A 23,329-nucleotide genomic window follows, 5' to 3' on the forward strand; every position below is an offset into this window, starting at 1 on the left:
ACGGGGTGTGCCGCGGCCAGTAGGGTCAGCGCTCATGGAGCTAAGGCATCTCGGCCGCACGGGGCTGCGGGTATCCCGGATCGGGCTCGGCACGCTCACCTGGTGCCGGGACACCGACGAGCACGACGCCGCCGAGCAGCTCAAGACGTTCTGGGAAGCGGGCGGCACCCTCGTCGACACCGCGGATGTCTACGCGGACGGCGGCGCGGAGTATCTCCTGGGGCAGCTGATGGAGGAGCTCGTGCCGCGCCGCGATCTGGTCATCGCGACCAAGTCCGGCAGCGTGCCCGACCCCGACCGGCGGTTCGACGGCTCGCGGGGGCACCTGCTCTCGGCGCTCGACGCCTCTCTCGAACGGCTCGGCACCGATCATGTGGACCTGTGGCAGATCCACGCCTTCGACCCCTGGACGCCGGTCGAGGAGACCCTCCAGGCGGTCGACATCGCCGTCAGCAGCGGGCGGGCCCGCTATGCGGGCGTCTCCAACTTCAGCGGCTGGCAGCTCGCCAAGGCCGCCACCTGGCAGCTGGCCGCGCCGGGCATACGGACCCGGCTGGCCGGCACGCAGATGGAGTACTCCCTGCTGCAACGGGGCATCGAGCGCGAGGTGCTGCCCGCCGCGCTCGACCTGGGCATCGGGGTGCTGCCGTCCTCGCCGCTCGGCCGCGGCGTCCTCACCGGCAAGTACCGCCACGCGACCCCCGCCGACTCCCGGGGCGCCTCGGAGAGCCTCGCGCCCTTCGTCGCCCCGTATCTGGACGAGACGGCGAGCCGGGTCGTGGACGCCGTCGCCACGGCGGCGGACGGGCTCGCCACGACGTCCCTGAAGGTGGCGCTGGCCTGGGTGCGGGACCGCCCCGGCGTGGTCGCCCCGATCGTCGGCGCGCGGAACGCCCAGCAGCTGCGGGCGGCGTTGTCAGTGGAGGCGCTTACGCTTCCGGACGAGATCTGCCAGGCGCTCGACGACGTGTCGGCCCCTGTGCACCGCTATCCCGATCAGGACTGGAGCACCCTGTGAGCACCGATCGCCTCGCCGGCGAAGCCGCCGCCCCGGCGGAGCCGGAGAAGGCCACCCCCGCACCGCCGCCCGCCGAGCGGGAGGCGCCTGGCGGCGGCGCAGCGGGAGCCGCAGGTGCGGATGCGGATGCGGCGGGAGCCGCGGACGCGGGCACGGGTGCGGCGAAGACCGCGACCGTCCTGACGGCCGAGGACGTCGCGGCCGCCGCGACGCCGGAGGCCGCGGGCCCGGCAGCCGCGGGCCCGGCAGCCGCGGGCCCGAGGGCCACGGACTCGGAAGAGGCGAGCCCGGAGAGCGTGAGCCCGGAGGACGCGGGGTCGGAGGACGCGGGGTCGGAGAGCGCGACCCCCGAGAGCACGCCCCCGAAGGCCACGAACCCGGAGGTCGGGCACTCGCGGGGCGTGGCCCCGGAGGACGCGCACACGGACGTCGCACGCCCGCAGGGCACGAACCCGCAGGGCACGAACCCGCAGGGCACGAACCCGCAGGGCACGAACCCGCAGGGCACGAACCCGCAGGGCACGAACCCGCAGGGCACGAACCCGCAGGGCACGAACCCGCAGGGCACGAACCCGCAGGGCACGAACCCGCAGGGCGCCGAGAGCGGCGCCGCTGCCAAGCGGTCCGCCGTCGCGGAGGCGCTGGCCGCCGCGGTGCGGGCCGTCGAGAGCGGCGAGAAGCCCGCCACGGCCTTCTTCAACGAGCCGCGCAGGCAGGCGGCCCCCGCCCGGCCGGCTCCGCAGCGCCCGAGCGCGCCCGTGAGCCCGGCGGCCCGGCCGCCCCGTGCCCGAGCGGCCCGCCCGCCCGCCGTCAGCGCCGAGGGACTCGGAAGCGTGCGCGAGGTGCTGGCCGCGGGTGGCGCTCCCGAGCAGCTCACCGGCCCGGTGACCGAGGCGCTCGGCGAGCACGCCGCCGAGGCGCTGCGCACCGACCCCTGGCAGCTGCTGGCCGTCCCGGGCGTCCGGCCCGAGCAGGCGGACGGCTTCGCGCGGGCCCTGCTCGGCGCCGAGTGCGGCCCGGCGGACGAGCGCCGGGCCCAGGCCCTGACGGTCTGGCTGCTGGAGCGCGCGGCGGACGCCGGGCACACGGTGCTGGAGGCGTCGGTCCTGCGCTCCGCCCTCACCCGGCACGCGGTGCCGGACCCGGACGAGGCCCTGCAGGGTGCCCTCGCGGAGGGCGCGGTCCTGGTCTTCGAGGAGGCGCTGGAGAACCCGGGCACCGGCCGTGCCGCGCGCGAGGCCGACCCCGAGGCGGAGGTCCCGGTCCGGCTGCTGCTGGGGCTGGACCGCTACGCCATGGCCGAGGAGAGCCTCGCGGACGGCCTCGGCCGCCTGATCAACAACTTCGAGCCGGAGCCCGCCGCCCGGGCCGCGGGCGACGAGCCGTACGTGACTGCCGAGGCCGCCGAGGCCGCCGAGGCCACCGCCGGGACGGCGCCGTCGGACACCGCCGGCGCTCCGGACGCTCCCGAGGCCGACGCCTCCGGGGAGACCGCTCCCCGCGCGGCGGACGAGGAGACGCCCACGGCCGGTGCCGCGGCCTCTCCGGAGCCCACCAACGGCGAGCCCGAGTCCGGAGACGGCGACGCCCACCCGACCGACCCCGCCGACACGGACCCCGCCGCCGAAGCCGCGGAACGGCCCCGGGCGGGCGCCGCTCCCGCCGACGCCGACGCCGACGCCGGCACCGCCCCTTCCGCCCCCTCCCCCGACTGGGAGGCCCTCGCGGGCGCCGCCGCGTCGCCGTCCGCTGCCGAGCTGACCCGAGCGGTCGCGGGCGCGGGCGTCGTGGCGCACAGCGGGGGCGACGCCTCCCGGGCCGAGGTCGTGGGGCTGGTCCTCGCCGCGCGGGCGGCGGGGGTGCGGGCGTGCGTCGCCGTGCACACGGAGGACGGCAAGCGCCGGGCCGCCGAGCTCGGTGACGGCGCGGCCGTCACCGTGGCGGGGCTGCTGGCCGGGCGGGAGGGCCCCGGGCGGGACGTCGACGGCGCGCTCGCGCTCGGCCTGCTCGCCGTGCTGGACGCGCCGCAGCTCGACGTCGAGGCCGCCGCGATGCTCGTCGAGTCGCTGGCGGACGGCACCCGGCTCGTCCTGAGCGGCGACCCGGGCGTGCTGTGGTCGGCGGGCCCGGGCAGGGTCTTCGCGGACGTGCTCGCGGCCCAGGCGTGCCCGGTGGTCGTCTCGCGCACCCCGGACCCGGGCCCGATCGGCGAGCTCGTGTCGGGGATCGGCGTCGGGGAGCTGAACCAGGTCGAGGCGCCCGGCAAGGAGGTCGTGATCGTGCCCGTCCGGGAGCCGGCGGAGGCCGTGCACCGTACGGTCCAGCTGGTCGCGGACTCCATCCCGCGCGCGATCGGCGTGCCGGCGGAGCGGACCCAGGTCATCACCCCGGGCCACGGCGGTCCCGCCGGAACCCGCGCGCTCAACGCGGCGCTCAAGGAGCGGCTGAACCCCGGCCCCGGCCGGTTCGGCGGTTTCGACCCCGGCGACCGGGTCGCCTACGTCCCGGCGCCCGGCCGGACGGTGACCGGCACGGTGGTCTCCGCGGGCGCGGAAGGGCTGCGTCTGGACTGCGGCGGCACCCCGGTCGTCATCCCGAGGGAGCGGGTGGGCGAGGAGGTCCGGCACGGCTGGGCGGTGACCGCGCACCAGGCGGCCGGGGCGCGCTGGCCGGCGGCCGTGGTGGTGCTGCCGGGCGACGCGGCCCGTACGCTCACGCGGTCGTGGGTCTGCACCGCGTTCGGCAGGGCGGAGCGTCATCTGTCGGTCGTGCACGGGGTCGACCAGGCGCTGCCCCGGGCCGTCGCCGAGGTCCCCGGAAAGGAGCGGACGACGCGGCTCCGCTCCCTGCTGCGCGCACAGGGCCGCCCGGCGGAGTGACACCCGGGGCGTACGGGCTCCCCCACCACCGGGGCGAGCCCGTACGCACGAGGTCAGCGCCCTGAGCCCCCGGGACCCGGCCCGGGGGCGCGCCAGGACGAGCTCCCCGTATCACCCGGGCGAGCCCGGACCCGCGGCGTCAGCGCCCCGGCCCCCCAGGGCCTCCCCCGCCGTCCGGCTCCTCGTCGTCGGCGTCGTCGCCGTCATCGTCGAGATCCAGGTCCTCGTCGAAGACGGCGCTCACGTCGAAACGGCAGATGACCCGCTGCGGGTCGGCCTGGTCGAAGGGCGCGCCGAGCCACTCGCCCGGCTCGGCCTGGTCCTCGGCGGCGGCGACCCAGAGCGTGGAGTCGCCCTCCTCCAGGCCGAACTCCTTGTGCCGGGAAGCGATCTCGTCGGGTTCGTACTCGCCGAACAGCACGCCGAGCGCGGCGTGCACGCTGCTGCCGACGATGCCCGCCGTACCACCCGGCACCCCCGCGTCCGCGGCGATGTCCGGATCGAGATCGGCGACCCGCTGGGCCTGGGAGAGGAGCCGCTGGGGCTCGACCACCGCGTAGTCCCGGCGGATCAGGACGCTCAGGGCGCTGGGTTCCTCCGGCCCCGCGTAGGCGGGCAGCGTGTCGTCGCCCGGGATCTCGAAGGGGGTCACCTCGTCATAGACGTCGTACAGCAGTTCGTCGTACGCCTCGGCTGTCGCGGCCAGCTCGTTGAACGCGGCGTAGACGGCCGGGTCGTCCTCGCCCGACCGGCGTTCGACGGCGGCGAGGTGACGGTCCAGCGCGGCTTTGACCGCCTCGGCGGCGGCGCGTACCTCGGCAGCGGTTGGCTGCGCAGCATCAGACATAGTGCAGACGCTATCCGCACCGGGGCCGTTCCCGCACAATAGATGCGATGCCGGAATACGAATTCTGTGATGTGTATGTGCCTCGCGGGGTCTCCCGAGGGGCGACCACACGCCTGCTGACCGACCACGCCGAGTACAGACACTGGGAGTTGGACCGACTGCGACTCTATCCCGACGGCAGCCGCCGGGTGCGGCTGCGACGCCGGATCATCCGCCAGCTGCGCGCCACGTGGTGAACGCATACGGAGCGGGGCCCGCGGCCGCGGGCCCCGCTCCGTGCTGTGTGCGTATGTACTCCGTCCGGGGTGAGCCGGATCAGTTCTGCGCGGCGCGGGCACGGCGGTAGATGACCGCCCCGCCCAGGAGCAGCCCGGCGCTGGCGGCGCCGGCCATGCCCAGCTGACCCGCACCGGTGTGCGCGAGCTCGACGGCCTTGGCCGCCGGGGCCGCGAGGACGCCACCGTCACGGTGGGCGTCCTTCACCTCGGGCGTCATGTGGTGCGCAACGGGGGTGAGGTGCGCGCCGTGCTCCCCGGTGGGCTTGTGACCCGCGGGGTGTTCGCCCGGCTTGTGGCCGGCCGGGTGCTCGGCGGGCTTGTGGTCCGCCGGCTTGTGGGGGTGGGCAGGCGGCTTGTGGCCGGGCTGCTCATGTCCCGGGTTGTGGTGTGTGGGGGGCTTGTGCTCCCCCGGCTCCCCCGGCTTGCCCGGAGGGTGGTGGGGCGGGTTCTGGTGCCCCGGGTGTCCCGGCCACTGGTGGTCGTGACCGCCGACGTGACCGCCTGCGTTGGCGCAGCCGTTGCCGGTGGCGGGGTTCCCGATGCCGACGACGCTGACGCTGTTGCCGCAGGCGTTCACCGGCACGTCCACCGGGACCTGGACGGTGTTACCGGAGGCGACACCCGGCGAGTCGGAGGCCGCGCCGTGCGCGCCGCCTCCGCCGTGGTTGCCGCCGCCCTTGCCGTGGCCGCCCTGGCCGTGGTCGCCGCCGTTGGCACAGCGGTTGCCCGAGGCCGGGTTGAGCGCACCGATCACGTTCACGGTGTTGCCGCAGGCGTTCACCGGGACGTGCACGGGGACCTGGACGGTGTTTCCGGACGCCACACCCGGCGAGTGGGAGGCCACGCCGTGGGCCCCCGAGTCCGCGTAGGAGTACGCGCCGGTCATGGCGATCACGCCACTTGCCGCCGCCGCGGTGATCAAGCTCTTCTTGGCCACCTGTCGCATGACGTTACTGCCTCTCTTGCCTTACCGTGCGGAACACGCGCGGGCGCACGAGGCCCACGCGCAGGAAGACCGGACGGCCCCGGAGGCGCGCACGCAGCGCACCCCGGAGCCGCCCTTCACACCCTTTACGGGATGAGGCACAACGTCAGTTGTTGACGCACTTGTTGCCGAAGGTGGGGTTCAGCAGCCCGACGACGTTGATCGAGTTGCCGCAGAGGTTCACCGGGACGTGCACCGGGACCTGGATGACGTTCCCCGACACGACGCCGGGGGAGTCCACCGCGGCACCCTGCGCACCCGAGCTGGCCATGGCGACGCCCGAACCCGCGAGCACGACGCCACCGGTGACCGCTGCAGCAGCGACAACCTTCTTGAGCATTGGTTCCTCCTAGTTGGCAAGCGGCCCCAGCCGCGGACCGCACACCTGTAACGACGAGGAGGTAATCGGGCTACGCAACCCTCAATTCATTCACTCTTTCCGGTGGCGAAGAAACGAACTTACGATGTTTCAGCACTGATCGATGAACCGGTCGAGCACCCGTGCGCCGAACCTCAGGCCCTCCAGGGGCACCCGCTCGTCGACGCCGTGGAACATCCCGGCGAAGTCGAGCTCCGGCGGCAGCTGGAGCGGCGCGAAGCCGAAGCAGCGGATGCCGAGGTCGTCGAAGGACTTGGCGTCGGTGCCGCCGGAGAGCATGTACGGCACGGCCCGCGCGATCGGGTCCTCGGCCTTGAGCGCCGACTGCATCGCGTCGACGAGGGCGCCGTCGAAGCTCGTCTCCAGCGCCTTGTCGGCGTGCACGTCCTCGCGCCTGACCCGCGGCCCGAGGATCCGGTCGAGGTCCGCGAGGAACTCCTCCTCGTACCCCGGCAGGAACCGGCCGTCGACGTGTGCGACGGCCTGGCCCGGGATGACGTTCACCTTGTACCCGGCGCCGAGCATGGTCGGGGCCGCGGTGTTGCGCAGGGTGGTGCCGATCATCTTGGCGATGCCGCCGAGCTTGGCGAGCGTCGTCTCCATGTCCTCGGGGTCGAGCGGAGTGCCCAGCGCGTCGGAGAGCTCGTCGAGGAAGGACCGCACGGTCTTGGTCACCCGGACCGGGAACTCGTGCCGGCCGAGCCGGCCGACCGCCTCGCACAGCTCCGTGATCGCGTTGTCCTTGTTGGTCATCGAGCCGTGCCCGGCGGTGCCGTCCACGGTGAGCCGCATCCAGTGCATGCCCTTCTGGGCGGTCTCGATCAGATAGAGCCGCAGGTTCTCGTTGACGGTGAAGGAGAAGCCGCCGACCTCGCCGATCGCCTCGGTCACCCCCTCGAAGAGCCCGGGGTGCCTGTCCACCAGGTAGCGGGCGCCGTAGACACCGCCGGCCTCCTCGTCCGCGAGGAAGGCGAGCACGATGTCGCGCGGGGGCTTGCGCCCGGAGCGCATCCGGTCGCGGACGACCGCGAGGGTCATCGCGTCCATGTCCTTCATGTCGACCGCGCCGCGCCCCCACAGGCAGCCGTCGGCGATCTCGCCCGCGAAGGGGTGGTGGGTCCAGTCCTCGGCGTTGGCCGGGACGACGTCGGTGTGCCCGTGGATGAGCAGGGCCGGGCGGGACGGGTCCTCGCCCTCGATCCTCGCCACCGTCGAGGCACGGCCCTTGTGGGACTCGAAGATCTGCGGCTCCAGCCCGACCTCGGCGAGCTTCTCGGCCACGTACTCGGCGGCGGCGCGCTCTCCCGGTCCGGAGTGGTCGCCGTAGTTGCTGGTGTCGATCCGGATCAGATCGCGGCAGAGGTCGACGACCTCCCTCTCGGCGTCCCCGGCGCTCCTGCCCGCCCCGGCGCCGGCCGGCTTCGACTCGCTCACGCTGCCTCCTCTGGTTCGCTGCCGCGCGCCCGCCCGGGTCACGGACGGGCCCGCGGCGTGGTCCACCGCCATCCTCCCTCTCCGTCCGCCTCAGCCCAAGGCCGCAATGCTGCCGACATCCCCCGGTCACAGTGGGCGCCGCGGCGGCGGTCACGGGCCCGCCCGGGGGCCTCGGGGACGGGTCGCCGGGGTCCGGCCGAGCGGGTGATCGAGCACCCCCAGATCTTTGGTATTGTTTTCCTCGTCGGAAGGGGAACGCCCCGGAAGACGAAACACCCGGTCCGGGTGGCGGAATGGCAGACGCGCTAGCTTGAGGTGCTAGTGCCCTTTATCGGGCGTGGGGGTTCAAGTCCCCCCTCGGACACAGAAGGAAAGCCCCAGCATTTGCTGGGGCTTTTCTGTGTTTGGGAGCCCGTGCGACCATCCGCGCGAACAGCACCCCGAAGAAACGACCCTTTTGACCGGAGTCGGTATCTTTGACCACCCCGGTAGCAGCCGCTTCGCTGCGCTCGCAGAGATCCACGAGGCATGAACCCTTCCCCTACTGACCGCACCCCCGGCGACCGGCCCACCGGCGCGACCAGCAGCCGCCCCACCAGGGTGGCGGTACTGGTCACCGCACTGCTCACGGCCTGTGTCGCCTTCCAGCTCAACGCCAGCATGCTCAGCCCGGCGCTCAAGAGCATCGAGGACAGCCTCGGTGCCAGCTCCGCCGAGATCGGGCTCACCCAGACCGCGTTCTTCACCTCGGCCGCCCTGTTCTCGCTCTTCCTGCCGAGGCTCGGCGACGTCATCGGCCGCCGGAAGGTCCTGGCCGGGATGCTGGCCCTGATGGCCGTCGGCTGTGTGGTCGCCGCGCTGGCGCAGAGCGTGCCCATGCTCTTCGTCGGCCGGGTGATCCAGGGCGCGTCGGGCCCGACGGTCCCGCTGTGCCTGATCATGCTGAGGGTCGAGGTCACCGAGCCGAAGCGGTACGGCACCCTGCTGGGCGCGATCACCGCGGTGAACGGCGGCATCGCCGGCGTCGACTCCCTCGCCGGCGGCTTCCTCGCCGACAACCACGGCTTCCAGGCCGTCTTCTGGGCGATGGCCGTCGTCGCCGTCATCGCCACCGTCCTCGTCGCGACCCTGACCCCCGAGTCCAAGGTGCCCGCCGCGAACCGGATGGACTGGCCCGGCGTCGGCCTCCTGGTCGTCTCGGTCGGCTCGCTGCTCGTCGCACTCAACGAGGCCGGCAAGCTCGGCGCCGCGAACTGGACGCTCGTCGGCGTCCTGACGGCCGTCGCCGCGGTCGCCTTCGCCCTGTTCTGGCGGACCGAGGACCGCAGCGGCCACCCGCTGGTCGCCACGCACCACCTGCGCCGCCGCGCGACCTGGGCGACCCTGCTGACCACCGTGCTCACCATGACCGGCGTCTTCGCCGTCATGAACGGGCTGATCCCGTCGTTCGCGCAGGACGCCGAAGCGGGTCTCGGCATGACCGCCGAACAGTCCGCGTGGTGGACCCTGACGCCCTACGCCCTCGCCGGGCTGGCGATGGGCCCGATCGCCGGGCGGCTCGCCGCCACCCACGGATACGGCCGCGTCCTGCGGCTCGGGCTCGTCGGCGCCGCGGCCTCCGTCGTGCTGATGATCCTCACCGTCCCGTCCCACTCGCGCGTCATGCTGCTGGTGGCCTCGCTGCTGGTCGGCATCACCTACGCGGGTGTGGCGAACATCGTGCTCAACGGCCTGGGCATCGTCCTCTCCCCCGACGACAACCCGGGCTTCCTCCCCGGCCTCAACGCGGGCGCCTTCAACCTGGGCGCGGGCCTGAGCTTCGCCCTCCTCTACGCGGTGAAGACCGCGACCGCCCCCTCGGACCCGTCCTCGGCCACCGGCTACACCTCCGGCATGATCGCCGGAGTCGCCATCCTGGCCGCCGCGCTCGCGACGTCCTTCCTGATCCCGAAGCCGGTGACGGCGGAGGCGCACGACTGACGCACGGCCGGGAACCCCTTCCCGGCCCTCCCTGGATGTGACGTGTCCCCCACGGGCTTCCCGTGGGGGACACGTCACATCCAGGCGCTTCTCCCGCTGCGTATCATCGCCCGATGATCACCAACCGCTCCCGCCGCGCCGTACCCGCACCCGCCGCCGCGCCCTGCCGGATCACGGTGTGCCGGGGCTGCTGCTGCGGCGATCCGCGGAAGGTGCCCGGCGTCGACCACGCCGGGCAGATCGCCCGGCTGCGGGCCGCCGTGGGGGACGCGGCGCGGGTACGGGCCTCGGAGTGCCTGGACGTCTGCGAACAGGCGAACGTCGTGGTCGTCCAGCCCTCGGCGGCCGGGCGCGCGGCGGGCGGGCGGCCGGTGTGGCTGGGCCTGGTCAACGACGACGACGCGCTGGCGGACATCGCGGAGTGGGTACGGAGCGGCGGCCCGGGGGTCGCGGAACCGCCGGGGGTGCTGGATCTGTACGCGTTCACGGCTTCGCGGCGGGTGGGTAAGGGACTGGAGGAGTAGGAAGGGGAGCGCCCCGGGGCGGTCGGCGAGGTCCGCACCGTCTCAGGAGGCGCCGAGGGTGGTGCGGCGCGCGGCCCGGAACGCCTTCCGGGGATCCCGGTCCGGGTACGACCAGGGGGCGCGCGTGGCGTGCGGGCCGATGCGGGTGAGCAGGGCGGCCGCCTCGGCCGGGCGGCCTTCGTGGAGCTTGGCGTGCGCCAGGTAGTTGAGGTCGATCTTCCGGCGGGGGTGTGCCGTGCCGTCGTCGACGTCCCATTCCAGCCACCAGTCGAAGGCGGCCTTCATGACCTGGCGCGCACGGCGGCCCGTCCAGTGGCCGGAGCGCGCGGGGTCGCGGGGTTCGAGACCGGCGCGGGCGAGGACGCGGTAGCGCTCGGCGTGGGCGACGACGGGGAGCACGGCCAGGGGCGAGTCGGCGGGTGCCTGCTCGGCGGCCCAGGAGGCGAAGTCGTAGACCTCGTGGAGGGGGTCGTCCCGGTCGCCCCGCTGCCGTTCGGCCAGGCAGGCGACCATCAGGTGGTGCGCGTGGTGGTGGTCGCGGTACCGGGCGCGCACCTGGTCGAAGGCACGGACGCGTTCGCCGTCGGTGCCCGTGCGGTGCGCGAGGACGAGGACGCCCAGCCAGGGTGAGGGGTCGGCGGGCGCCGTCCGGGCGGCGGCGAGGCAGGCGGCACGGGCCGTGCCGGGGCTCTCCCCGCCGGTGACGGCGCGGCGGACGGCGGCGCAGGCGAGGAGGGCGGCGGCATCGGGGCTGCCGGGTTCGGCGAGCTGCCACTCGCGGGCCCGGGCGGCGCTGCCGGCGGCTCCGGCGAGGACCACCAGACGGTGGCCGCGCCGGTCCCAGTCGTCGCCCGTCCCCGCGAGGAGCTTGCGGGCGTCGGCCCAGCGGCCGCGGGCCAGGGCGTCACGGGCGGTGGCGAGCTCGGCGTCGTCGAGGGCGGGGTCGAAGGATGGGCCGGCCTTGCTCCGCGCGCGGCCCGGCAGTGGCGGGGGCGTCATCTACGGGCTTCCTCCACGCGTGCGTCCCCTCCGGTCGCCGGGGCGGGCGCCCGCGGACCGACCCTGCCGGTCACGCACAGCAAAGCGGTAGTCACAGCTCCGCGTCAAGGTCGATCTTGAATCTGACCATCCGTCAACTGGCGTTCGAATGGCTGGGATTGCGGTGACGCGAGGGGCGGGAAGCGATGATCCGCGCGAGATTACTGGACTTACGTTCGACGAATTTCCGTTCGGAAATCCCCTCTCCCCCGTCCGGGCACTTCACCGCCGTAACGCTCGTTGTCCAGGGATGGACGGCGCGAAGAAGGGTACCCAGCCGTCGCACCGCCCCCGAGGCGGCTATCGTTTTTCTGTCAAGTCTCCGACGACCACCCGGTCTTGAGGTGCGCGACGTGATGGTCTTCGCCTTCGCCATGGGGGCCGCCTGCTGCCTGGGCATCGGCTTCGTGTTCCAGCAGAACGCCGCCCAGCGGGCCCCGATGAGCGACTTCCTCTCCCTGCGGCTGCTGCTCGACCTGATGCGCATGCCCCGCTGGCTGGTCGGCATCGGGCTGATGATCGTCGGCATGGTGCTCGGCGCGATCGCGCTCGGTCACGGCGAGGTGTCGCTGGTGGAGCCGCTGATGGCGACGAACCTGCTGTTCGCGATGGCCCTGTCGCGCTGGCAGACCCGCGAGCGGCTGGGCCGTACGGGCTGGTGCGGGCTGTGGCTGCTGGCCGGCGGCGTGGCGGCCTTCATCGTCGCGGGCCGCCCGCGCGGCGGCGAGTCCGTCACCGATCCCCTGCGTCACTGGCTGATCGTGGGTCTCATGGTGGGCGGGGCGATGCTGCTGGTGGCGATCGCCAAGCGGCTGCGGATGAGCACGGAGGCGGCCCTGCTGGCCGTCGCGGGAGGGATGCTCTACGGCGTACAGGACGCGCTGACCCGGCTCAGCGGCGAGCGGCTGAAGGAGGGCGGCTGGACCGCGCTCGTCACCAGCTGGCAGCCCTACGGGGTGCTGGTGCTCGGGATCGCGGCGCTGGTGCTGGTGCAGAGCGCCTTCGAGACGGCGCCGCTGCGGATGTCGCTGCCCGCGCTGACGGCGGCGCAGCCGATCGCGGGCATCGTCTGCGGGGTCGGCTTCCTGGGCGACCGGCTGCGGACGACGCCGGGGGCGCTGGCCTGGGAGGCGGCGGGGCTGGCCGCGATCGTCCTCGGCATCGTCCTGATCGGACGCCATCCGGCGATGCCGTCGGGATCGGCGGAGCCGGGCCGGGTGCGGAACCTCCAGCCGCACTGAGGCGCGGTCGCCGGACGGGGTCCCGTCCGGCGGGGGCCGCTGGTTGGATGGGCCCATGAGCGATCAGCGGCAGCCCCCGGCCCCTTCGCCGGCGGACGAGGTTCTGGACATCGTGGACGCGCGGGACCAGGTGGTGGGCCAAGCGCCGCGCGGTGAGGCGTACGCGCGGGGGCTGCGGCACCGGTGCGTGTTCGTACTGGCCCGGGACGGCGCGGGGCGGATCTTCGTCCATCGCCGCACACCGGGCAAGCTCGTCTTCCCGTCCCGCTACGACATGTTCGTCGGCGGCGTGGTGGCGGCCGGCGAGTCCTACGACGAGGCCGCGCTGCGGGAGGCGCGGGAGGAACTCGGCGCCCCGGGCCTGCCGGCCCCCACACCGCTGTTCCGCTTCCTCTACGAGGGGCCCGAGGGGCAGTCGTGGTGGTCGGCGGTCTACGAGGTGCGGTGGGACGGACCGGTCGAGCCACAGGTGGAGGAGGTGGCCTGGCACACGTTCCTCTCCGAGGCGGAGGTGGCGGCCAGGCTCGGGGAATGGGAGTGGGTGCCGGACGGCTTCGAGGCGTACCGCTTGCTGCGGGAGCGCGCGGCGGGGCGGGCGTAGGGGCCGTACGGGCGTGGCCGCCCCGCGGGCCCAGGGACCGTACGGGCGCCGTGGACCCGCCGGCTCGGGAACCGCACCCGCCTCACGTCCCGGACGTGGAGGCCGTACGAGCCTCGTGACCCGGCGGGCGCAGGAGCTCCGCACGCCTCGTGCCGGGACCGTACGGGCGTCATGGGCCGCGCCGGCCCGGGCTCCCGGCGGGCGCCGTGCGGGACGCGGGCAAGGCAAGAGCGACCCCGGCCGCCGGGTCCCCCGGCTCGTGAGAGCCGCCCGCCGGCCGGGGTCGTCCCCGGACCGCCGTCCCGTCAGTCGACGGTCACGACGATCTTGCCCCTGGTGTGGCCCTCGGCGTTCAGGCGCTGGGCCTCCGCCGTCTTCTCCAGCGGGAAGGTCCGCGCCACCTCCACGGTGAGCACGCCGCTCTCCGCCAGCTCGGTCAGGGCCGTGAGGTCGGCCGCGTCGGGGCGGACGAAGACATAGCGGCCACCGAGGCCGAGGACGGCCGGGTCGGCGACGGACGCGAGGCGGCCGCCGTCCTTGAGGAGGGCCGGGGAGACCGTGAGGGCCTCGCCGCCGGCCAGGTCCAGCACGGCGTCGACGCCGTCCGGGGCCAGGGCCCGCACCCGGTCGGCGAGCCCGTCGCCGTAGACGACCGGCTCGGCGCCCAGGCCGCGCAGGTAGTCGTGGTTGCGCTCGCTCGCGGTGCCGATGACGCGGGCGCCGAGGTGGACCGCGATCTGGACGGCCATCGAGCCGACGCCGCCGGCCGCCGCGTGGATCAGCACGGTGTCGCCCTGCCCGGCCTTCAGCGCCTTGACCAGCGCCTGGTAGGCGGTGAGGCCCGCGAGGGGCAGTCCGGCGGCCTGCTCGAAGCTCAGGTTGGCCGGCTTGCGGGCGAGGGTGCGCACCGGGGCCGCGACGTACTCGGCGAAGGTCCCCCGGGAGAGGAAGTCCTCACGGACGTAGCCGATGACCTCGTCGCCGGCCGCGAACTCGGTGGCGTCCGGCCCGGGCCGCACCACCACGCCGGAGACGTCCCAGCCGGGCACGACGGGGAAGACGGGGGTCAGGACGGAGTCGAGGTAGCCGGCCTGGGCCTTCCAGTCGACGGGGTTGACCGCGGCGGCCTTGACCTTGATCAGGACGGCGTCGGGGCCGACCTTGGGGTCGGGCAGCTCGCCGAATTCCAGGACCTCGGTGCCGCCGTAGGCGCGGTAGCTGATGGCCTTCATGTGGTTGCGCTCCTCGTAGGGGGTGGGCGGGGTCAGGCGCGGGCGGGTGCGGTCCCAGCGTCCTTCGCGGGGGCGCCGCCCGCCACCTCGCCGGCGTGCGGGCCGTGGATCTTCCGCAGGCCCAGCTGGGCGACAAAGGCGACGAGCAGGAACGCCGTGCCCGCGATGACGAAGGTGAGCGAGAACTGGCTCTCGGCGGGCAGCTTCGGCGCACCCGGCGGCAGGTGCTCGATGCTCTTGGAGGCCAGCACCGTGGTGATCATCGCGCTGCCGATGGCGCTGCCGGTGGAGCGGGAGATGGAGTTGATGCCGTTGGCGATGCCGGTCTGGTGGTGCGGCACGCTGGCGACGATCACGGCGGGCATGGCGGCGTAGCCGAAGCTGATGGCCGCGCCGACGAACATGCCGGCGGCGATCACGGAGAAGGCGTGCTCGTGGTCGAGGGCGATCCAGACGAAGCCCACGGTGCCGATGAGCGAGGCGAGCAGCAGGACCAGGCGCGGGCCCTTGTGCCGGACGAGCTGGCCGCCGACCGGGGCGGCGAGCAGCGAGACGATCGTGCTGGGCAGCAGGAACTCGACGGAGGCGCGCAGGACGCTGGCGTCGAAGCCGTAGCCCGTGATCTTCGACGGCATCTGGACGAGGTACGAGACGCCGATGAAGAGGGCGAAGGAGCCGAAGCCGACGAGCAGGCCGGCGATGTTGGCGAAGAGCACCGGGCGGTGGACGAACATCTTCATGTCCACCAGCGGCTCTGCGACCTTGCGCTCGACGAACGTCCACAGGGCGGCCATGACGACGGCGCCGGCGAAGCAGCCGATCGTACGGGCGGAGGACCAGCCCCACTCGTGGCCCTGGGTGATGGGCAGCAGGAGCAGGACGAGGGTGGCGGCGAGGGTGAGCGCGCCGAGGACGTCCGTGCGGCCGCCGGTGGTCTCCTTGGTGGCGGGCACCAGGGTGGCGACGGCGATGAGCGCGAGGGCGGCGAGGCCGGTGGCCAGCCAGAAAGCGCTGCGGTAGTCGGGGTTGTCGCCCGAGGTGAGCAGGCCGGTGGCGACGAGCGCGAGGCCGCTGCCGAAGGCGAGGGTGCCGCTGACCATGGCCATGGCGCCGGGCAGCTTGGCGGGGCGCACCTCCTCGCGGAGGACGGACAGGGCGAGCGGGAAGATCGCGGTCGCGGCGCCCTGGAGGACACGGCCGACGATCAGCCACAGGAGGGAGTGGGTGACGGCCGCGAGGACGGAGCCCGCGACCATCACTATCAGCACGCCGACGAGGGTCTTCTTCTTGCCGTGCTGGTCGCCGAAGCGGCCGAGCAGCGGGGTGAAGACGGCGGCGGAGAGCAGGGTGGCGGTCGTGACCCAGCTGACGTTGGAGGAGGTCGTCTCCAGGTCGTTCTGGATGAGGCCGAGGATCGGCACGACCAGCGTCTGCATCATCGAGACGACCATGGCGGCGAGGCTCAGCGCGAAGACGATGACCGTCTCGTTGCGCTGCCCGTCGGCGGGCCGGCCCTGGGTGGCGGTGGCTGGGGAGCTCATGGGTGGTGGGGTCCTTCGTGTTGCTTCACGACCGGGTTGTTTCACGACCGAAGTAATTCAGCACATGGATGCTTGAAGTACTCAAGCAACTTGAGAGAGGTTAGGCCTGGATACTTCAGGTAGTCAAGTTAATGCTTTAAGACCTCAACCTCTTGAGTACACTTCACGGCATGACCGCCCCCACTCCCCAGCCCCCGACCAAGGCCCAGCTCCTGGAGCTGGTGGCGGCGCTCGGCACCGCCCAGTGGCAGGACTTCGCCGCCGCCGCGGGCCGCCACGGCCTGACCTCCGTCCAGGCCAAACTGCTCGCCCAGCTCAAGGGCCCGGTCCCGATGCGCGGCCTCGCCACCCTCCTGGTCTGCGACGCCTCCAACGTCACCGGCATCGTCGACCGCCTGGAGGCCCGCGGCCTGGTCCGCCGCGAGCCCGACCCCGCCGACCGACGCGTGAAGAACGTCGTGGCCACCGAGGAGGGCCGCGAGACCATCCACCGCGTCCGGGCCGAGATGCAGGCCACCCACACGGCCCTCGACGCCCTGGACGAGGACGAGCGCACCACGCTCTACGGACTGCTGGAGCGACTGCGACCGGGCATGGAGCACCGCGCCTGAGAGCGGCCGCCCCGCCGGGCCGCCCGCCGCCAACACGGCACCTACACAAGCGGACGGACCGCGCCCGTATTCTGACGGGCAATCCGATCCGCGCATCCCGCGCGGACGGCGAGGGGAGGCCACGATGACCATCACGCCCGCCACCACGGACCTCGCGGAGGGGACGGAGCCCTACACCGTCCTCCTCGCCCCCGGCGTCCGCGCGTTCATCCAGCCCGACGGCGGCTGGTGTCTGAACAACGCGGGGATCGTCACGGGCGGCGGCCGTACGGCGCTGATCGACACCGCCGCGACCGAACGCCGGGCCCGGCTGCTGAGGGACGCCGCGCTCGCGGAGGGCGCGGCGGCGCCCACCGCGGTCGTCAACACCCACCACCACGGCGACCACACCTACGGCAACTTCGTCTTCCCCGAGGCCACGGTCCTCGGGCACGCGGCCTGCCGCTCCGAGACGCTCGCCGCGGGCCTCCAGCTGCACGCCATCTGGCCGGACGTCGAGTACGGCGGCGTGACCGTGGCACCGCCCACGGTCACGTACACCGAGGAGATGACCCTGCACCTCGGCGACACCGAGGTGCGGCTGATCCACCCCGGGCCCGCCCACACCGTCGGGGACACCATCGCCTGGCTGCCCGAGCAAGGCGTCGTCTTCACCGGCGACCTCGTCTTCAACGGCGGCACCCCCTTCCTCCTCATGGGCTCCCTCAGCGGCTCGCTGCGCTCGCTGGAGATCCTGCGCGGCCTCGACGCCACGACCGTCGTGCCCGGCCACGGCCGGGTCACCGACCCCGGGGTGTACGACACGCTGGAGCGCTACTTCCGCTGGGTCGAGGAGCTCGCGCGGGACGGGCGCGCGGCCGGCCGCACCCCGCTGGAGGTCGCCCGCGCCACGGACCTCGGCGAGTTCGCGGCGCTGCGCGAGGGCGAGCGGCTGGTCGCCAACATCCACCGCGCGTACGCCGAACTGGACGGCCTGCCGCTGGGCTCCCCGCTCGACCTGCCCACTGTCCTCGGGGACATGCAGACCATGAACGGCGGACGGCCGATGGTCTGCCACGCCTGAAGCCCGCGCTCCGGGGCCGGTCGGCGAGCGACGCCCTCTGGACGACATACCGACTGGTCGGCATGATGATCCCGAACGGTACCGTCCGCGGGCTCGATCCCCCCTGGAGGAGCAGTCGATGAGCCATTCGCCGAGCCGTCCGTCCAGCCCCGCGACACCCGCGCCGGCCGGCCTCCCGAAGGACGGGAGCGGCCCCCCGGGGCTCGACCCGGAAGCGCTGCGCGCCCATCTGGAGCGGGAGTCGCCGGGGCTGGTGCGAGGGCCGCTCACCGCCGAGCTGATCGAAGGCGGCCGTTCCAACCTGACCTACGCGGTCACGGACGGGGTGGGCCGCTGGGTGGTGCGGCGCCCGCCCCTGGGACATGTGCTGGCCACCGCGCACGACATGCGGCGCGAGCACCGGGTGATCAGCGCGCTGCACCCGACGCCCGTCCCGGTGCCGGAGCCCCTGCTGCTGTGCGAGGACGAATCCGTGCTCGGATCGCCGTTCTACGTCATGGAGTTCGTCGAGGGCACCCCGTTCCGCACGGCCGAGCAGCTCTCCGCGCTCGGCCCGGAGCGCACCCGCCGGGTGGTGCTCGGCCTCGCCGACACGCTCGTCCAGCTGCACGCGGTGGACCCCGCGGCGGCCGGCCTCGCGGACTTCGGGCGGCCGGAGGGCTTCCTGGAGCGGCAGCTGCGGCGCTGGGGCAAGCAGCTGGACGCCTCACGGAACCGCGACCTGCCCGGCATCGACACGCTCCACGCGGCGCTCGGCGAGGCGCTGCCGCACTCCCCCGCCGCCACCGTCGTGCACGGCGACTTCCGCCTCGACAACGTCCTGATCGGCGCCGACGACTCGGTGCGGGCGGTCCTCGACTGGGAGATGTCCACCCTGGGCGACCCGCTCACCGACCTCGGCCTGCTGGTGATGTACAGCGAGCAGGAGCCCGTGCCCGGCTCACCGGTCGGCACCACCCGGGGCGCCCCGGGCCACCCCGAGCCCGCGGAGATCGTCGAGCGCTACGCGGCCGGCTCGGGCCGCGACGTCTCGGCGCTGCCCTGGTACACCGCCTTCGCCTATTTCAAGCTCGCGGTGATCCTCGAAGGCATCCACTACCGCTACACCCTCGGGCAGACCGTCGGCGCGGGCTTCGACCGGATAGGCGCGCTCGTGCCGCTCTTCATCGACAACGGCCTCACCACCCTCCAGGAAGGCTGAGCGCACCATGGACTTCGCATTCGACGCGCGCACCGAAGAGCTCCGCGACAGGCTGCTGGCCTTCATGGACACGCATGTGTACCCGGCGGAGGCGGTCGCGGAGGAGCAGCGCGCCGCCCTGGCCTCCCCCTGGGACACCCCGCCGGTCGTCGAGGAGCTCAAGGCGGAGGCCCGGCGCCAGGGGCTGTGGAACCTCTTCCTCACAGACCGGCACGGCCTCCCCGGCGCGGAGCACGGCGCAGGGCTGACCAACCTCCAGTACGCGCCGCTCGCCGAGATCACCGGCCGCAGCCCCCAGCTCGCGCCCACGGCCCTGAACTGCGCGGCGCCCGACACCGGGAACATGGAACTGCTCGCGCAGTTCGGCACCGAGGAGCAGCGGAAGCGGTGGCTGGAGCCGCTGCTGGCCGGTGAGATCCGCTCGGCCTTCGCGATGACGGAGCCGGAGGTCGCCTCCTCGGACGCCACCAACATCGGCACGCGGATCGAGCGCGACGGCGCGGACTACGTCGTCACCGGCCGGAAGTGGTACATCTCCGGTGCCATGAACCCCGCGTGCGAGATCTTCATCGTCATGGGGAAGACCGACCCGGAGGGCGCGGACCCGCGCCGTCAGCAGTCGATGATCCTGGTCCCCCGGGACGCTCCGGGCCTCACGGTCCGCCGCGCCATGCGGGTGTACGGCTACGAGGACCATTCCCACGGCGGTCACGCCGAGGTCGTCCTCGACGGCGTCCGCGTCCCGGCCGCGCACCTCGTCGGCGAGGAGGGCGGCGGCTTCGCCATCGCCCAGGCGCGGCTCGGGCCCGGCCGGATCCACCACTGCATGCGGCTGATCGGCATGGCCGAGCGGGCGATCGAGCTGATGTGCCGGCGGGCGGTGTCCCGTACCGCGTTCGGCGGGCCGCTGGCCCGGCAGGGCGTCGTCCAGGAGTGGATCGCCGACTCCCGGGTCGCGGTGGAGCAGCTGCGGCTGCTGGTGCTCAAGACCGCGTGGCTGATGGACACGGTCGGCAACCGGGGGGCGCACACCGAGATCCAGGCCATCAAGATCGCGACGCCGCGGACGGTGGCCGGCATCCTCGACAAGGCGGTGCAGCTGCACGGGGCTGGCGGGGTGAGCCAGGACTTCCCGCTGGCGGAGCTGTGGGCGGCGGCCCGGACGCTGCGGCTGGCCGACGGGCCGGACGAGGTGCACCAGCGGTCCCTGGCCCGGCGGGAGTTGCGGCGGTACGCGTAGGGGCCGACCCCTCGGGCGCTTGGTGCGCCGGGCCGGCCGCCGGAGGGGTTCCGGCGGCCGGGCCTACGCCGGAGACCGGGCAGGAACCCCGGGGCCGGTGTTCCGGGCGGCGCCCCGGGCAGGGCGCCGGGAACCGGGCGAAGCTCCGGAAGCCGGGCGGAGCTCCGGAAGCCAGGCGGAGATCCGGAAGCCGGGCGGTGCTCCAGGAGCCGGGCGGAGCTCCAGGAGCCGGGCGGAGCTGCCGCCTCAAGGCCGCAGCACCCTCAGCAGCATGTCCGCGAGGTGGTCCGCGACCTCGTGCGGGCCCAGCGCGCCCCCCGCGTGGTACCAGCTGCCCAGGTGGTGGACGGAGCCGAAGTGGTAGTCCACCACCAGGTCGGCCGGGGTGTCGGCGGTGAAGACACCGCTGCGCTGGCCCTCCTCGACCAGGGCGCGGAAGCGCTCGTGGTAGCGGCGCCGCTCCGCCCGCACCTGGGCGAGCTTCTCGGGGCCGAGGTGGTGCATCGAACGGAAGAAGATCTTCGTGTCGTCGAGGTTCTCCAGGGTGGTGACGACGACGTCGGCCGCGGCGTCGCGCAGCCGCCGCTCCACGGGCGCGTCCGCCTCCGCGAAGGAGTCCAGCCGCTCCTGCTGGAGGCGCAGGACGCGCCCGTACACCTCGTGCAGCAGGTCGTCCTTGGAACCGAAGTAGTGGTACAGGGCGCCCTTGGTGACGCCCGCGGCCTCGACGATCTCCTGTACGGACGTGCGGTCGTAGCCCTGGTCGGCGAAGAGGCGGGTGGCGGCGGCCAGCAGCCGCTGCGGCACCGGTCTCCCGCCGCCGTCGGCCTCCCCGCCCGTGCGCGGGGCGGTACCGGCCGAGGTCATCTGCCCACCCCCTGGCCCGGCACTTCCTCCAGCCGGCGCTGGAGGTGGTTCATGCCGCGCAGCCAGCGGTCGGGGTCGGTGGCGCGCGCCGCGTAGTAGTCGGCGACCTCAGGGTGCGGCAGGATCAGGAAGCGGCCCGCCGCCATGCCCTCGAAGAGGGCGTCCGCGACCTGCGCGGGCTCGATCGCGGTGGGGACGAGCACCAGCTCGCCGGCCGCGCCGGTGCCGCGCAGCATGTCCGTGCGGACGCCCTGCGGGCAGATGGCGTGGACGTCGACGCCGCAGTGGCGGTAGGTGAGCGAGAGCCACTCCGCGAAGGCGAGGGCGGCGTGCTTGGAGACGCTGTAGGGGGCCGAGCCGAGCATGGTGAGCAGCCCGGCGGCGGAGACGGTGGCGACGAAGCGGCCGCTGCCCCGGTCCAGCCATTCGGGGAGCAGTTCGCGGGCCGCCCGGACGTGCGCCATCACATTGACGTCCCAGGCGGCCTCCCACAGGTCCTCCTCGGCCTCGGGGCCGCCCGCCGGGGCCACGCCCGCGTTGGCGCAGTAGATGTCGACCCGGCCGCCGAGGGCCTTGCGGGCGGCGGGCACGACGCCGGAGGCGTCGCCGGGGACGGCGATCGCGCCGATCTCCTCGGCCACCGCCTCGGCCTTGGTGACGTCCAGGTCGTTGACCACGACGCGGGCGCCCTCGGCGGCGAATCTGCGGGCGAGGGCGGCACCGATGCCGCCTCCCGCTCCGGTGACCACGACTCCGGCGTCCCGCACTGTGCCCACGCTCGCTCCCTCGGCTCGGATCCGCTCCACGGGCAGACTAACCAGTCGGTATGTGGGAGCGGAAGGGTGCGGCGGCCCGGTCGGACGGGCCTGGAGGCGCGCCCTCCGCAATCGTGCCCGCCAGGGCGCCGGCGGGCTAGCGTTCCTGTCCATGCCGCACTCTTCCGGGGGACGGCCCCCGTACGCCCGCCCGCTGACACGGCGACAGGTCCTGACCACCGCGGCCGGCGGCGCGGTGGCGCTCCCGCCGGGACCGGCCCTCGCGGCGGCTCGCCGGCCCCGGGTGCGGACGGGTTTCGACCGGCTGGCCCAGGAGGGGTTCGCCCGGCTCGCGGGGCGGCGCGTGGGCGTCGTCACCAACCCGACCGGCGTCACCGCGGGGCTCCGCCACATCGTGGACGTGCTGCACGAGGACGACCGGGTCGACCTGCGGGCCGTGTTCGGGCCGGAGCACGGCTTCCGGGGCACGGCGCAGGCCGGGGGCTCGGAGGGCTCGTACCACGACCCGGCGACGGGCCTGCCGGTGTACGACGCCTACGGGCGGAGCCCCCGGCAGCTCGCGGAGGTCTTCACCCGCTCCGGGGTGGACACGGTCGTCTTCGACATCCAGGACGTGGGGACCCGCTGCTACACCTACATCTGGACGCTCTACGACTGTATGACCGCCGCCGCGCTCGCGGGCGTCCGCCTGATGGTCCTGGACCGCCCCAACCCCCTGACGGGGCGCGGGGCGTACGGTCCGGTGCTCGAACGCGCCCTGGCCTCGGGCATCGGCCGCGAGCCCCTCCCCCTGACGCACGGCATGACCGTCGCCGAGCTGGCGCTGCTGTTCGACGGGGAGTACCTGGACGGGGCCGTGCGGCCGGAGACGGTGCGGATGGCGGGCTGGCGGCGCGGCGACTTCTTCGACGCGACCGGGCTGCCGTGGGTGCCGCCCAGCCCCAACATGCCCACGCCCGACACGGCCCTCGCCTACGCGGGCACCTGCCTCTTCGAGGGCACCGTCCTCTCCGAAGGGCGCGGCACGACCCGCCCGTTCGAACTGCTCGGCGCGGAGGGCATCGACCACCGGTGGGCGGAGGCGGCCAATGCCCTGGGGCTGCCGGGGGTGCTGTTCCGGGAGGCGTACGCGGTACCGGTGTTCTCCAAGTTCCAGGGGCGGACGATCGGTGGCGTCCAGCTCCATGTGTACGACCGGCGGGTGTACGACCCCGTACGGACGGGGGTGGCCCTGCTGATGACGGCGAAGCGGGTGTGGGGCGGATTCGGGTGGCGGGCGGACGGGTGGGTGGACCGGCTGGCGGGGACGGAGGCCGTGCGGCGGGGGGTGGACGCGGGGGTTTCTCTGGATGAGGTGGTGGGGGCGTGGGGTGAGGGGCTGGCGGGGTTCCGGGAGGTTCGGGAGCGGTATTTGTTGTACTGACGCCGGGTGGAACGGCCGCTGCGCGGGGCGTCTTCCCCAGCCCCGCCCCTTCCCGTAACCGGGGAGGGCCCCGGGCCCCCTTTCCGCGCTTCCGCGCGGTGGCCTCAATCGCCGGCCGGGCTGGATTTTCGCCCGGTCCGAGCTCGGCTTTCCGCCCGGCCCGGGCAACAA

21 protein-coding genes and 1 tRNA gene are annotated in these 23,329 nt (G+C 73.9%); 13 read left to right on the top strand and 9 right to left on the bottom strand.

What is annotated here, in order from left to right; translation table 11 throughout:
- The first annotated feature begins 34 nt into the window (after positions 1-34).
- Together AF335_RS32395 and AF335_RS32405 are read left to right on the top strand one after the other, a co-directional pair.
- Positions 35-1,018 (top strand): aldo/keto reductase, encoded by a 984-nt coding sequence (locus tag AF335_RS32395; RefSeq protein WP_102922001.1) that lies wholly within the window; start codon positions 35-37, stop codon positions 1,016-1,018.
- Positions 1,015-3,897: a helix-hairpin-helix domain-containing protein gene (locus tag AF335_RS32405; protein WP_244927222.1), complete on the top strand. Its 2,883-nt coding sequence runs from the start codon at positions 1,015-1,017 to the stop codon at positions 3,895-3,897. Before AF335_RS32395 ends, AF335_RS32405 begins: the two co-directional genes overlap by 4 nt.
- A gap of 139 nt (positions 3,898-4,036) precedes the next feature.
- Here AF335_RS32405 and AF335_RS32410 read toward each other — a convergent pair whose 3' ends face one another.
- A complete protein-coding gene (locus AF335_RS32410) occupies positions 4,037-4,744 on the bottom strand; it encodes a hypothetical protein (RefSeq protein WP_102922002.1) in 708 nt (235 codons plus the stop codon).
- 47 nt (positions 4,745-4,791) lie between these two features.
- Here AF335_RS32410 and AF335_RS32415 point away from each other — a divergent pair, with 47 nt between their 5' ends.
- The gene (locus AF335_RS32415; protein WP_095579155.1) at positions 4,792-4,980 is read left to right on the top strand and encodes a DUF5703 family protein; all 189 of its coding nucleotides are present in this window, start codon (positions 4,792-4,794) and stop codon (positions 4,978-4,980) included.
- A 79-nt stretch (positions 4,981-5,059) separates the two neighbouring features.
- Here the strand turns inward: AF335_RS32415 and AF335_RS32420 are convergent, their stop codons facing one another.
- The 3 genes from AF335_RS32420 to AF335_RS32430 form a co-directional block, all read right to left on the bottom strand.
- Complete coding sequence (locus AF335_RS32420; protein ID WP_102922003.1) at positions 5,060-5,968, bottom strand: chaplin; 909 nt, start codon at positions 5,966-5,968, stop codon at positions 5,060-5,062.
- Between the two features lie 145 nt (positions 5,969-6,113).
- Positions 6,114-6,347, bottom strand: coding sequence for a chaplin (locus AF335_RS32425; RefSeq protein ID WP_102922004.1), 234 nt, complete (start codon positions 6,345-6,347; stop codon positions 6,114-6,116).
- 129 nt (positions 6,348-6,476) lie between these two features.
- Entirely contained in the window at positions 6,477-7,820 is a 1,344-nt protein-coding gene (locus tag AF335_RS32430) for a M20/M25/M40 family metallo-hydrolase (protein WP_102922100.1), read from the bottom strand.
- A 279-nt stretch (positions 7,821-8,099) separates the two neighbouring features.
- Between AF335_RS32430 and AF335_RS32435 the strand changes: the two genes are divergently transcribed.
- From AF335_RS32435 to AF335_RS32445, 3 genes are all read left to right on the top strand, one after another.
- A tRNA-Leu gene (locus AF335_RS32435) sits at positions 8,100-8,184 on the top strand.
- Positions 8,185-8,348: 164 nt separating this feature from the next.
- Positions 8,349-9,800, top strand: coding sequence for a uridine transporter UriT (gene uriT, locus AF335_RS32440; RefSeq protein WP_102922005.1), 1,452 nt, complete (start codon positions 8,349-8,351; stop codon positions 9,798-9,800).
- Positions 9,801-9,913: 113 nt separating this feature from the next.
- Positions 9,914-10,324 carry a (2Fe-2S) ferredoxin domain-containing protein gene (locus tag AF335_RS32445; RefSeq protein ID WP_184743606.1) on the top strand — a complete coding sequence of 137 codons (411 nt, stop codon included), beginning with the start codon at positions 9,914-9,916 and terminating at the stop codon, positions 10,322-10,324.
- A gap of 42 nt (positions 10,325-10,366) precedes the next feature.
- On the opposite strand, the gene AF335_RS32450 is transcribed toward AF335_RS32445, so the two are convergent.
- Positions 10,367-11,323, bottom strand: a complete 957-nt coding sequence (locus AF335_RS32450; protein WP_102922006.1) for a hypothetical protein — start codon at positions 11,321-11,323, stop codon at positions 10,367-10,369.
- Between the two features lie 395 nt (positions 11,324-11,718).
- Here AF335_RS32450 and AF335_RS32455 point away from each other — a divergent pair, with 395 nt between their 5' ends.
- Both AF335_RS32455 and AF335_RS32460 read left to right on the top strand, forming a co-directional pair.
- Positions 11,719-12,603 carry a DMT family transporter gene (locus tag AF335_RS32455; protein WP_102922007.1) on the top strand — a complete coding sequence of 295 codons (885 nt, stop codon included), beginning with the start codon at positions 11,719-11,721 and terminating at the stop codon, positions 12,601-12,603.
- 55 nt (positions 12,604-12,658) lie between these two features.
- The gene (locus AF335_RS32460; RefSeq protein WP_102922008.1) at positions 12,659-13,204 is read left to right on the top strand and encodes an NUDIX hydrolase; all 546 of its coding nucleotides are present in this window, start codon (positions 12,659-12,661) and stop codon (positions 13,202-13,204) included.
- A 305-nt stretch (positions 13,205-13,509) separates the two neighbouring features.
- Here the strand turns inward: AF335_RS32460 and AF335_RS32465 are convergent, their stop codons facing one another.
- Positions 13,510-14,436 (bottom strand): NADP-dependent oxidoreductase, encoded by a 927-nt coding sequence (locus AF335_RS32465; RefSeq protein ID WP_102922009.1) that lies wholly within the window; start codon positions 14,434-14,436, stop codon positions 13,510-13,512.
- Between the two features lie 32 nt (positions 14,437-14,468).
- The gene (locus AF335_RS32470; protein ID WP_102922010.1) at positions 14,469-15,977 is read right to left on the bottom strand and encodes an MFS transporter; all 1,509 of its coding nucleotides are present in this window, start codon (positions 15,975-15,977) and stop codon (positions 14,469-14,471) included.
- Positions 15,978-16,147: 170 nt separating this feature from the next.
- Here AF335_RS32470 and AF335_RS32475 point away from each other — a divergent pair, with 170 nt between their 5' ends.
- The 4 genes from AF335_RS32475 (at position 16,148) to AF335_RS32490 (ending at position 20,092) form a co-directional block, all read left to right on the top strand.
- Positions 16,148-16,588: a MarR family winged helix-turn-helix transcriptional regulator gene (locus tag AF335_RS32475; RefSeq protein ID WP_102922011.1), complete on the top strand. Its 441-nt coding sequence runs from the start codon at positions 16,148-16,150 to the stop codon at positions 16,586-16,588.
- A 124-nt stretch (positions 16,589-16,712) separates the two neighbouring features.
- Positions 16,713-17,651: an MBL fold metallo-hydrolase gene (locus AF335_RS32480; protein ID WP_102922012.1), complete on the top strand. Its 939-nt coding sequence runs from the start codon at positions 16,713-16,715 to the stop codon at positions 17,649-17,651.
- A gap of 118 nt (positions 17,652-17,769) precedes the next feature.
- Positions 17,770-18,852: a phosphotransferase family protein gene (locus tag AF335_RS32485; RefSeq protein ID WP_102922013.1), complete on the top strand. Its 1,083-nt coding sequence runs from the start codon at positions 17,770-17,772 to the stop codon at positions 18,850-18,852.
- Between the two features lie 7 nt (positions 18,853-18,859).
- Complete coding sequence (locus AF335_RS32490; RefSeq protein WP_102922014.1) at positions 18,860-20,092, top strand: acyl-CoA dehydrogenase family protein; 1,233 nt, start codon at positions 18,860-18,862, stop codon at positions 20,090-20,092.
- Positions 20,093-20,338: 246 nt separating this feature from the next.
- Here AF335_RS32490 and AF335_RS32495 read toward each other — a convergent pair whose 3' ends face one another.
- Positions 20,339-20,959, bottom strand: a complete 621-nt coding sequence (locus AF335_RS32495) for a TetR/AcrR family transcriptional regulator (protein WP_102922015.1) — start codon at positions 20,957-20,959, stop codon at positions 20,339-20,341.
- Positions 20,956-21,735: an SDR family oxidoreductase gene (locus tag AF335_RS32500; RefSeq protein ID WP_102922016.1), complete on the bottom strand. Its 780-nt coding sequence runs from the start codon at positions 21,733-21,735 to the stop codon at positions 20,956-20,958. The genes AF335_RS32495 and AF335_RS32500 overlap by 4 nt, the downstream gene beginning before the upstream one ends.
- A gap of 151 nt (positions 21,736-21,886) precedes the next feature.
- Between AF335_RS32500 and AF335_RS32505 the strand changes: the two genes are divergently transcribed.
- Positions 21,887-23,158, top strand: coding sequence for an exo-beta-N-acetylmuramidase NamZ family protein (locus AF335_RS32505; protein ID WP_102922017.1), 1,272 nt, complete (start codon positions 21,887-21,889; stop codon positions 23,156-23,158).
- The last annotated feature ends 171 nt before the right edge of the window (positions 23,159-23,329 follow it).

The organism is Streptomyces eurocidicus (assembly GCF_002891295.1).
Lineage (GTDB): Bacteria > Actinomycetota > Actinomycetes > Streptomycetales > Streptomycetaceae > Streptomyces > Streptomyces eurocidicus.

Excerpts from the sequence above, each read along its gene's own strand:
- AF335_RS32395 (WP_102922001.1), top strand. The coding sequence starts at position 35 with ATGGAGCTAAGGCATCTCGGCCGCACGGGGCTGCGGGTATCCCGGATC.
- AF335_RS32410 (WP_102922002.1), bottom strand. The coding sequence starts at position 4,744 with ATGTCTGATGCTGCGCAGCCAACCGCTGCCGAGGTACGCGCCGCCGCC.
- AF335_RS32415 (WP_095579155.1), top strand. The coding sequence starts at position 4,792 with ATGCCGGAATACGAATTCTGTGATGTGTATGTGCCTCGCGGGGTCTCC.
- AF335_RS32420 (WP_102922003.1), bottom strand. The coding sequence starts at position 5,968 with ATGCGACAGGTGGCCAAGAAGAGCTTGATCACCGCGGCGGCGGCAAGT.
- AF335_RS32425 (WP_102922004.1), bottom strand. The coding sequence starts at position 6,347 with ATGCTCAAGAAGGTTGTCGCTGCTGCAGCGGTCACCGGTGGCGTCGTG.
- uriT (WP_102922005.1), top strand. The coding sequence starts at position 8,349 with ATGAACCCTTCCCCTACTGACCGCACCCCCGGCGACCGGCCCACCGGC.
- AF335_RS32445 (WP_184743606.1), top strand. The coding sequence starts at position 9,914 with ATGATCACCAACCGCTCCCGCCGCGCCGTACCCGCACCCGCCGCCGCG.
- AF335_RS32450 (WP_102922006.1), bottom strand. The coding sequence starts at position 11,323 with ATGACGCCCCCGCCACTGCCGGGCCGCGCGCGGAGCAAGGCCGGCCCA.
- AF335_RS32455 (WP_102922007.1), top strand. The coding sequence starts at position 11,719 with ATGGTCTTCGCCTTCGCCATGGGGGCCGCCTGCTGCCTGGGCATCGGC.
- AF335_RS32460 (WP_102922008.1), top strand. The coding sequence starts at position 12,659 with ATGAGCGATCAGCGGCAGCCCCCGGCCCCTTCGCCGGCGGACGAGGTT.
- AF335_RS32465 (WP_102922009.1), bottom strand. The coding sequence starts at position 14,436 with ATGAAGGCCATCAGCTACCGCGCCTACGGCGGCACCGAGGTCCTGGAA.
- AF335_RS32470 (WP_102922010.1), bottom strand. The coding sequence starts at position 15,977 with ATGAGCTCCCCAGCCACCGCCACCCAGGGCCGGCCCGCCGACGGGCAG.
- AF335_RS32475 (WP_102922011.1), top strand. The coding sequence starts at position 16,148 with ATGACCGCCCCCACTCCCCAGCCCCCGACCAAGGCCCAGCTCCTGGAG.
- AF335_RS32480 (WP_102922012.1), top strand. The coding sequence starts at position 16,713 with ATGACCATCACGCCCGCCACCACGGACCTCGCGGAGGGGACGGAGCCC.
- AF335_RS32485 (WP_102922013.1), top strand. The coding sequence starts at position 17,770 with ATGAGCCATTCGCCGAGCCGTCCGTCCAGCCCCGCGACACCCGCGCCG.
- AF335_RS32490 (WP_102922014.1), top strand. The coding sequence starts at position 18,860 with ATGGACTTCGCATTCGACGCGCGCACCGAAGAGCTCCGCGACAGGCTG.
- AF335_RS32495 (WP_102922015.1), bottom strand. The coding sequence starts at position 20,959 with ATGACCTCGGCCGGTACCGCCCCGCGCACGGGCGGGGAGGCCGACGGC.
- AF335_RS32505 (WP_102922017.1), top strand. The coding sequence starts at position 21,887 with ATGCCGCACTCTTCCGGGGGACGGCCCCCGTACGCCCGCCCGCTGACA.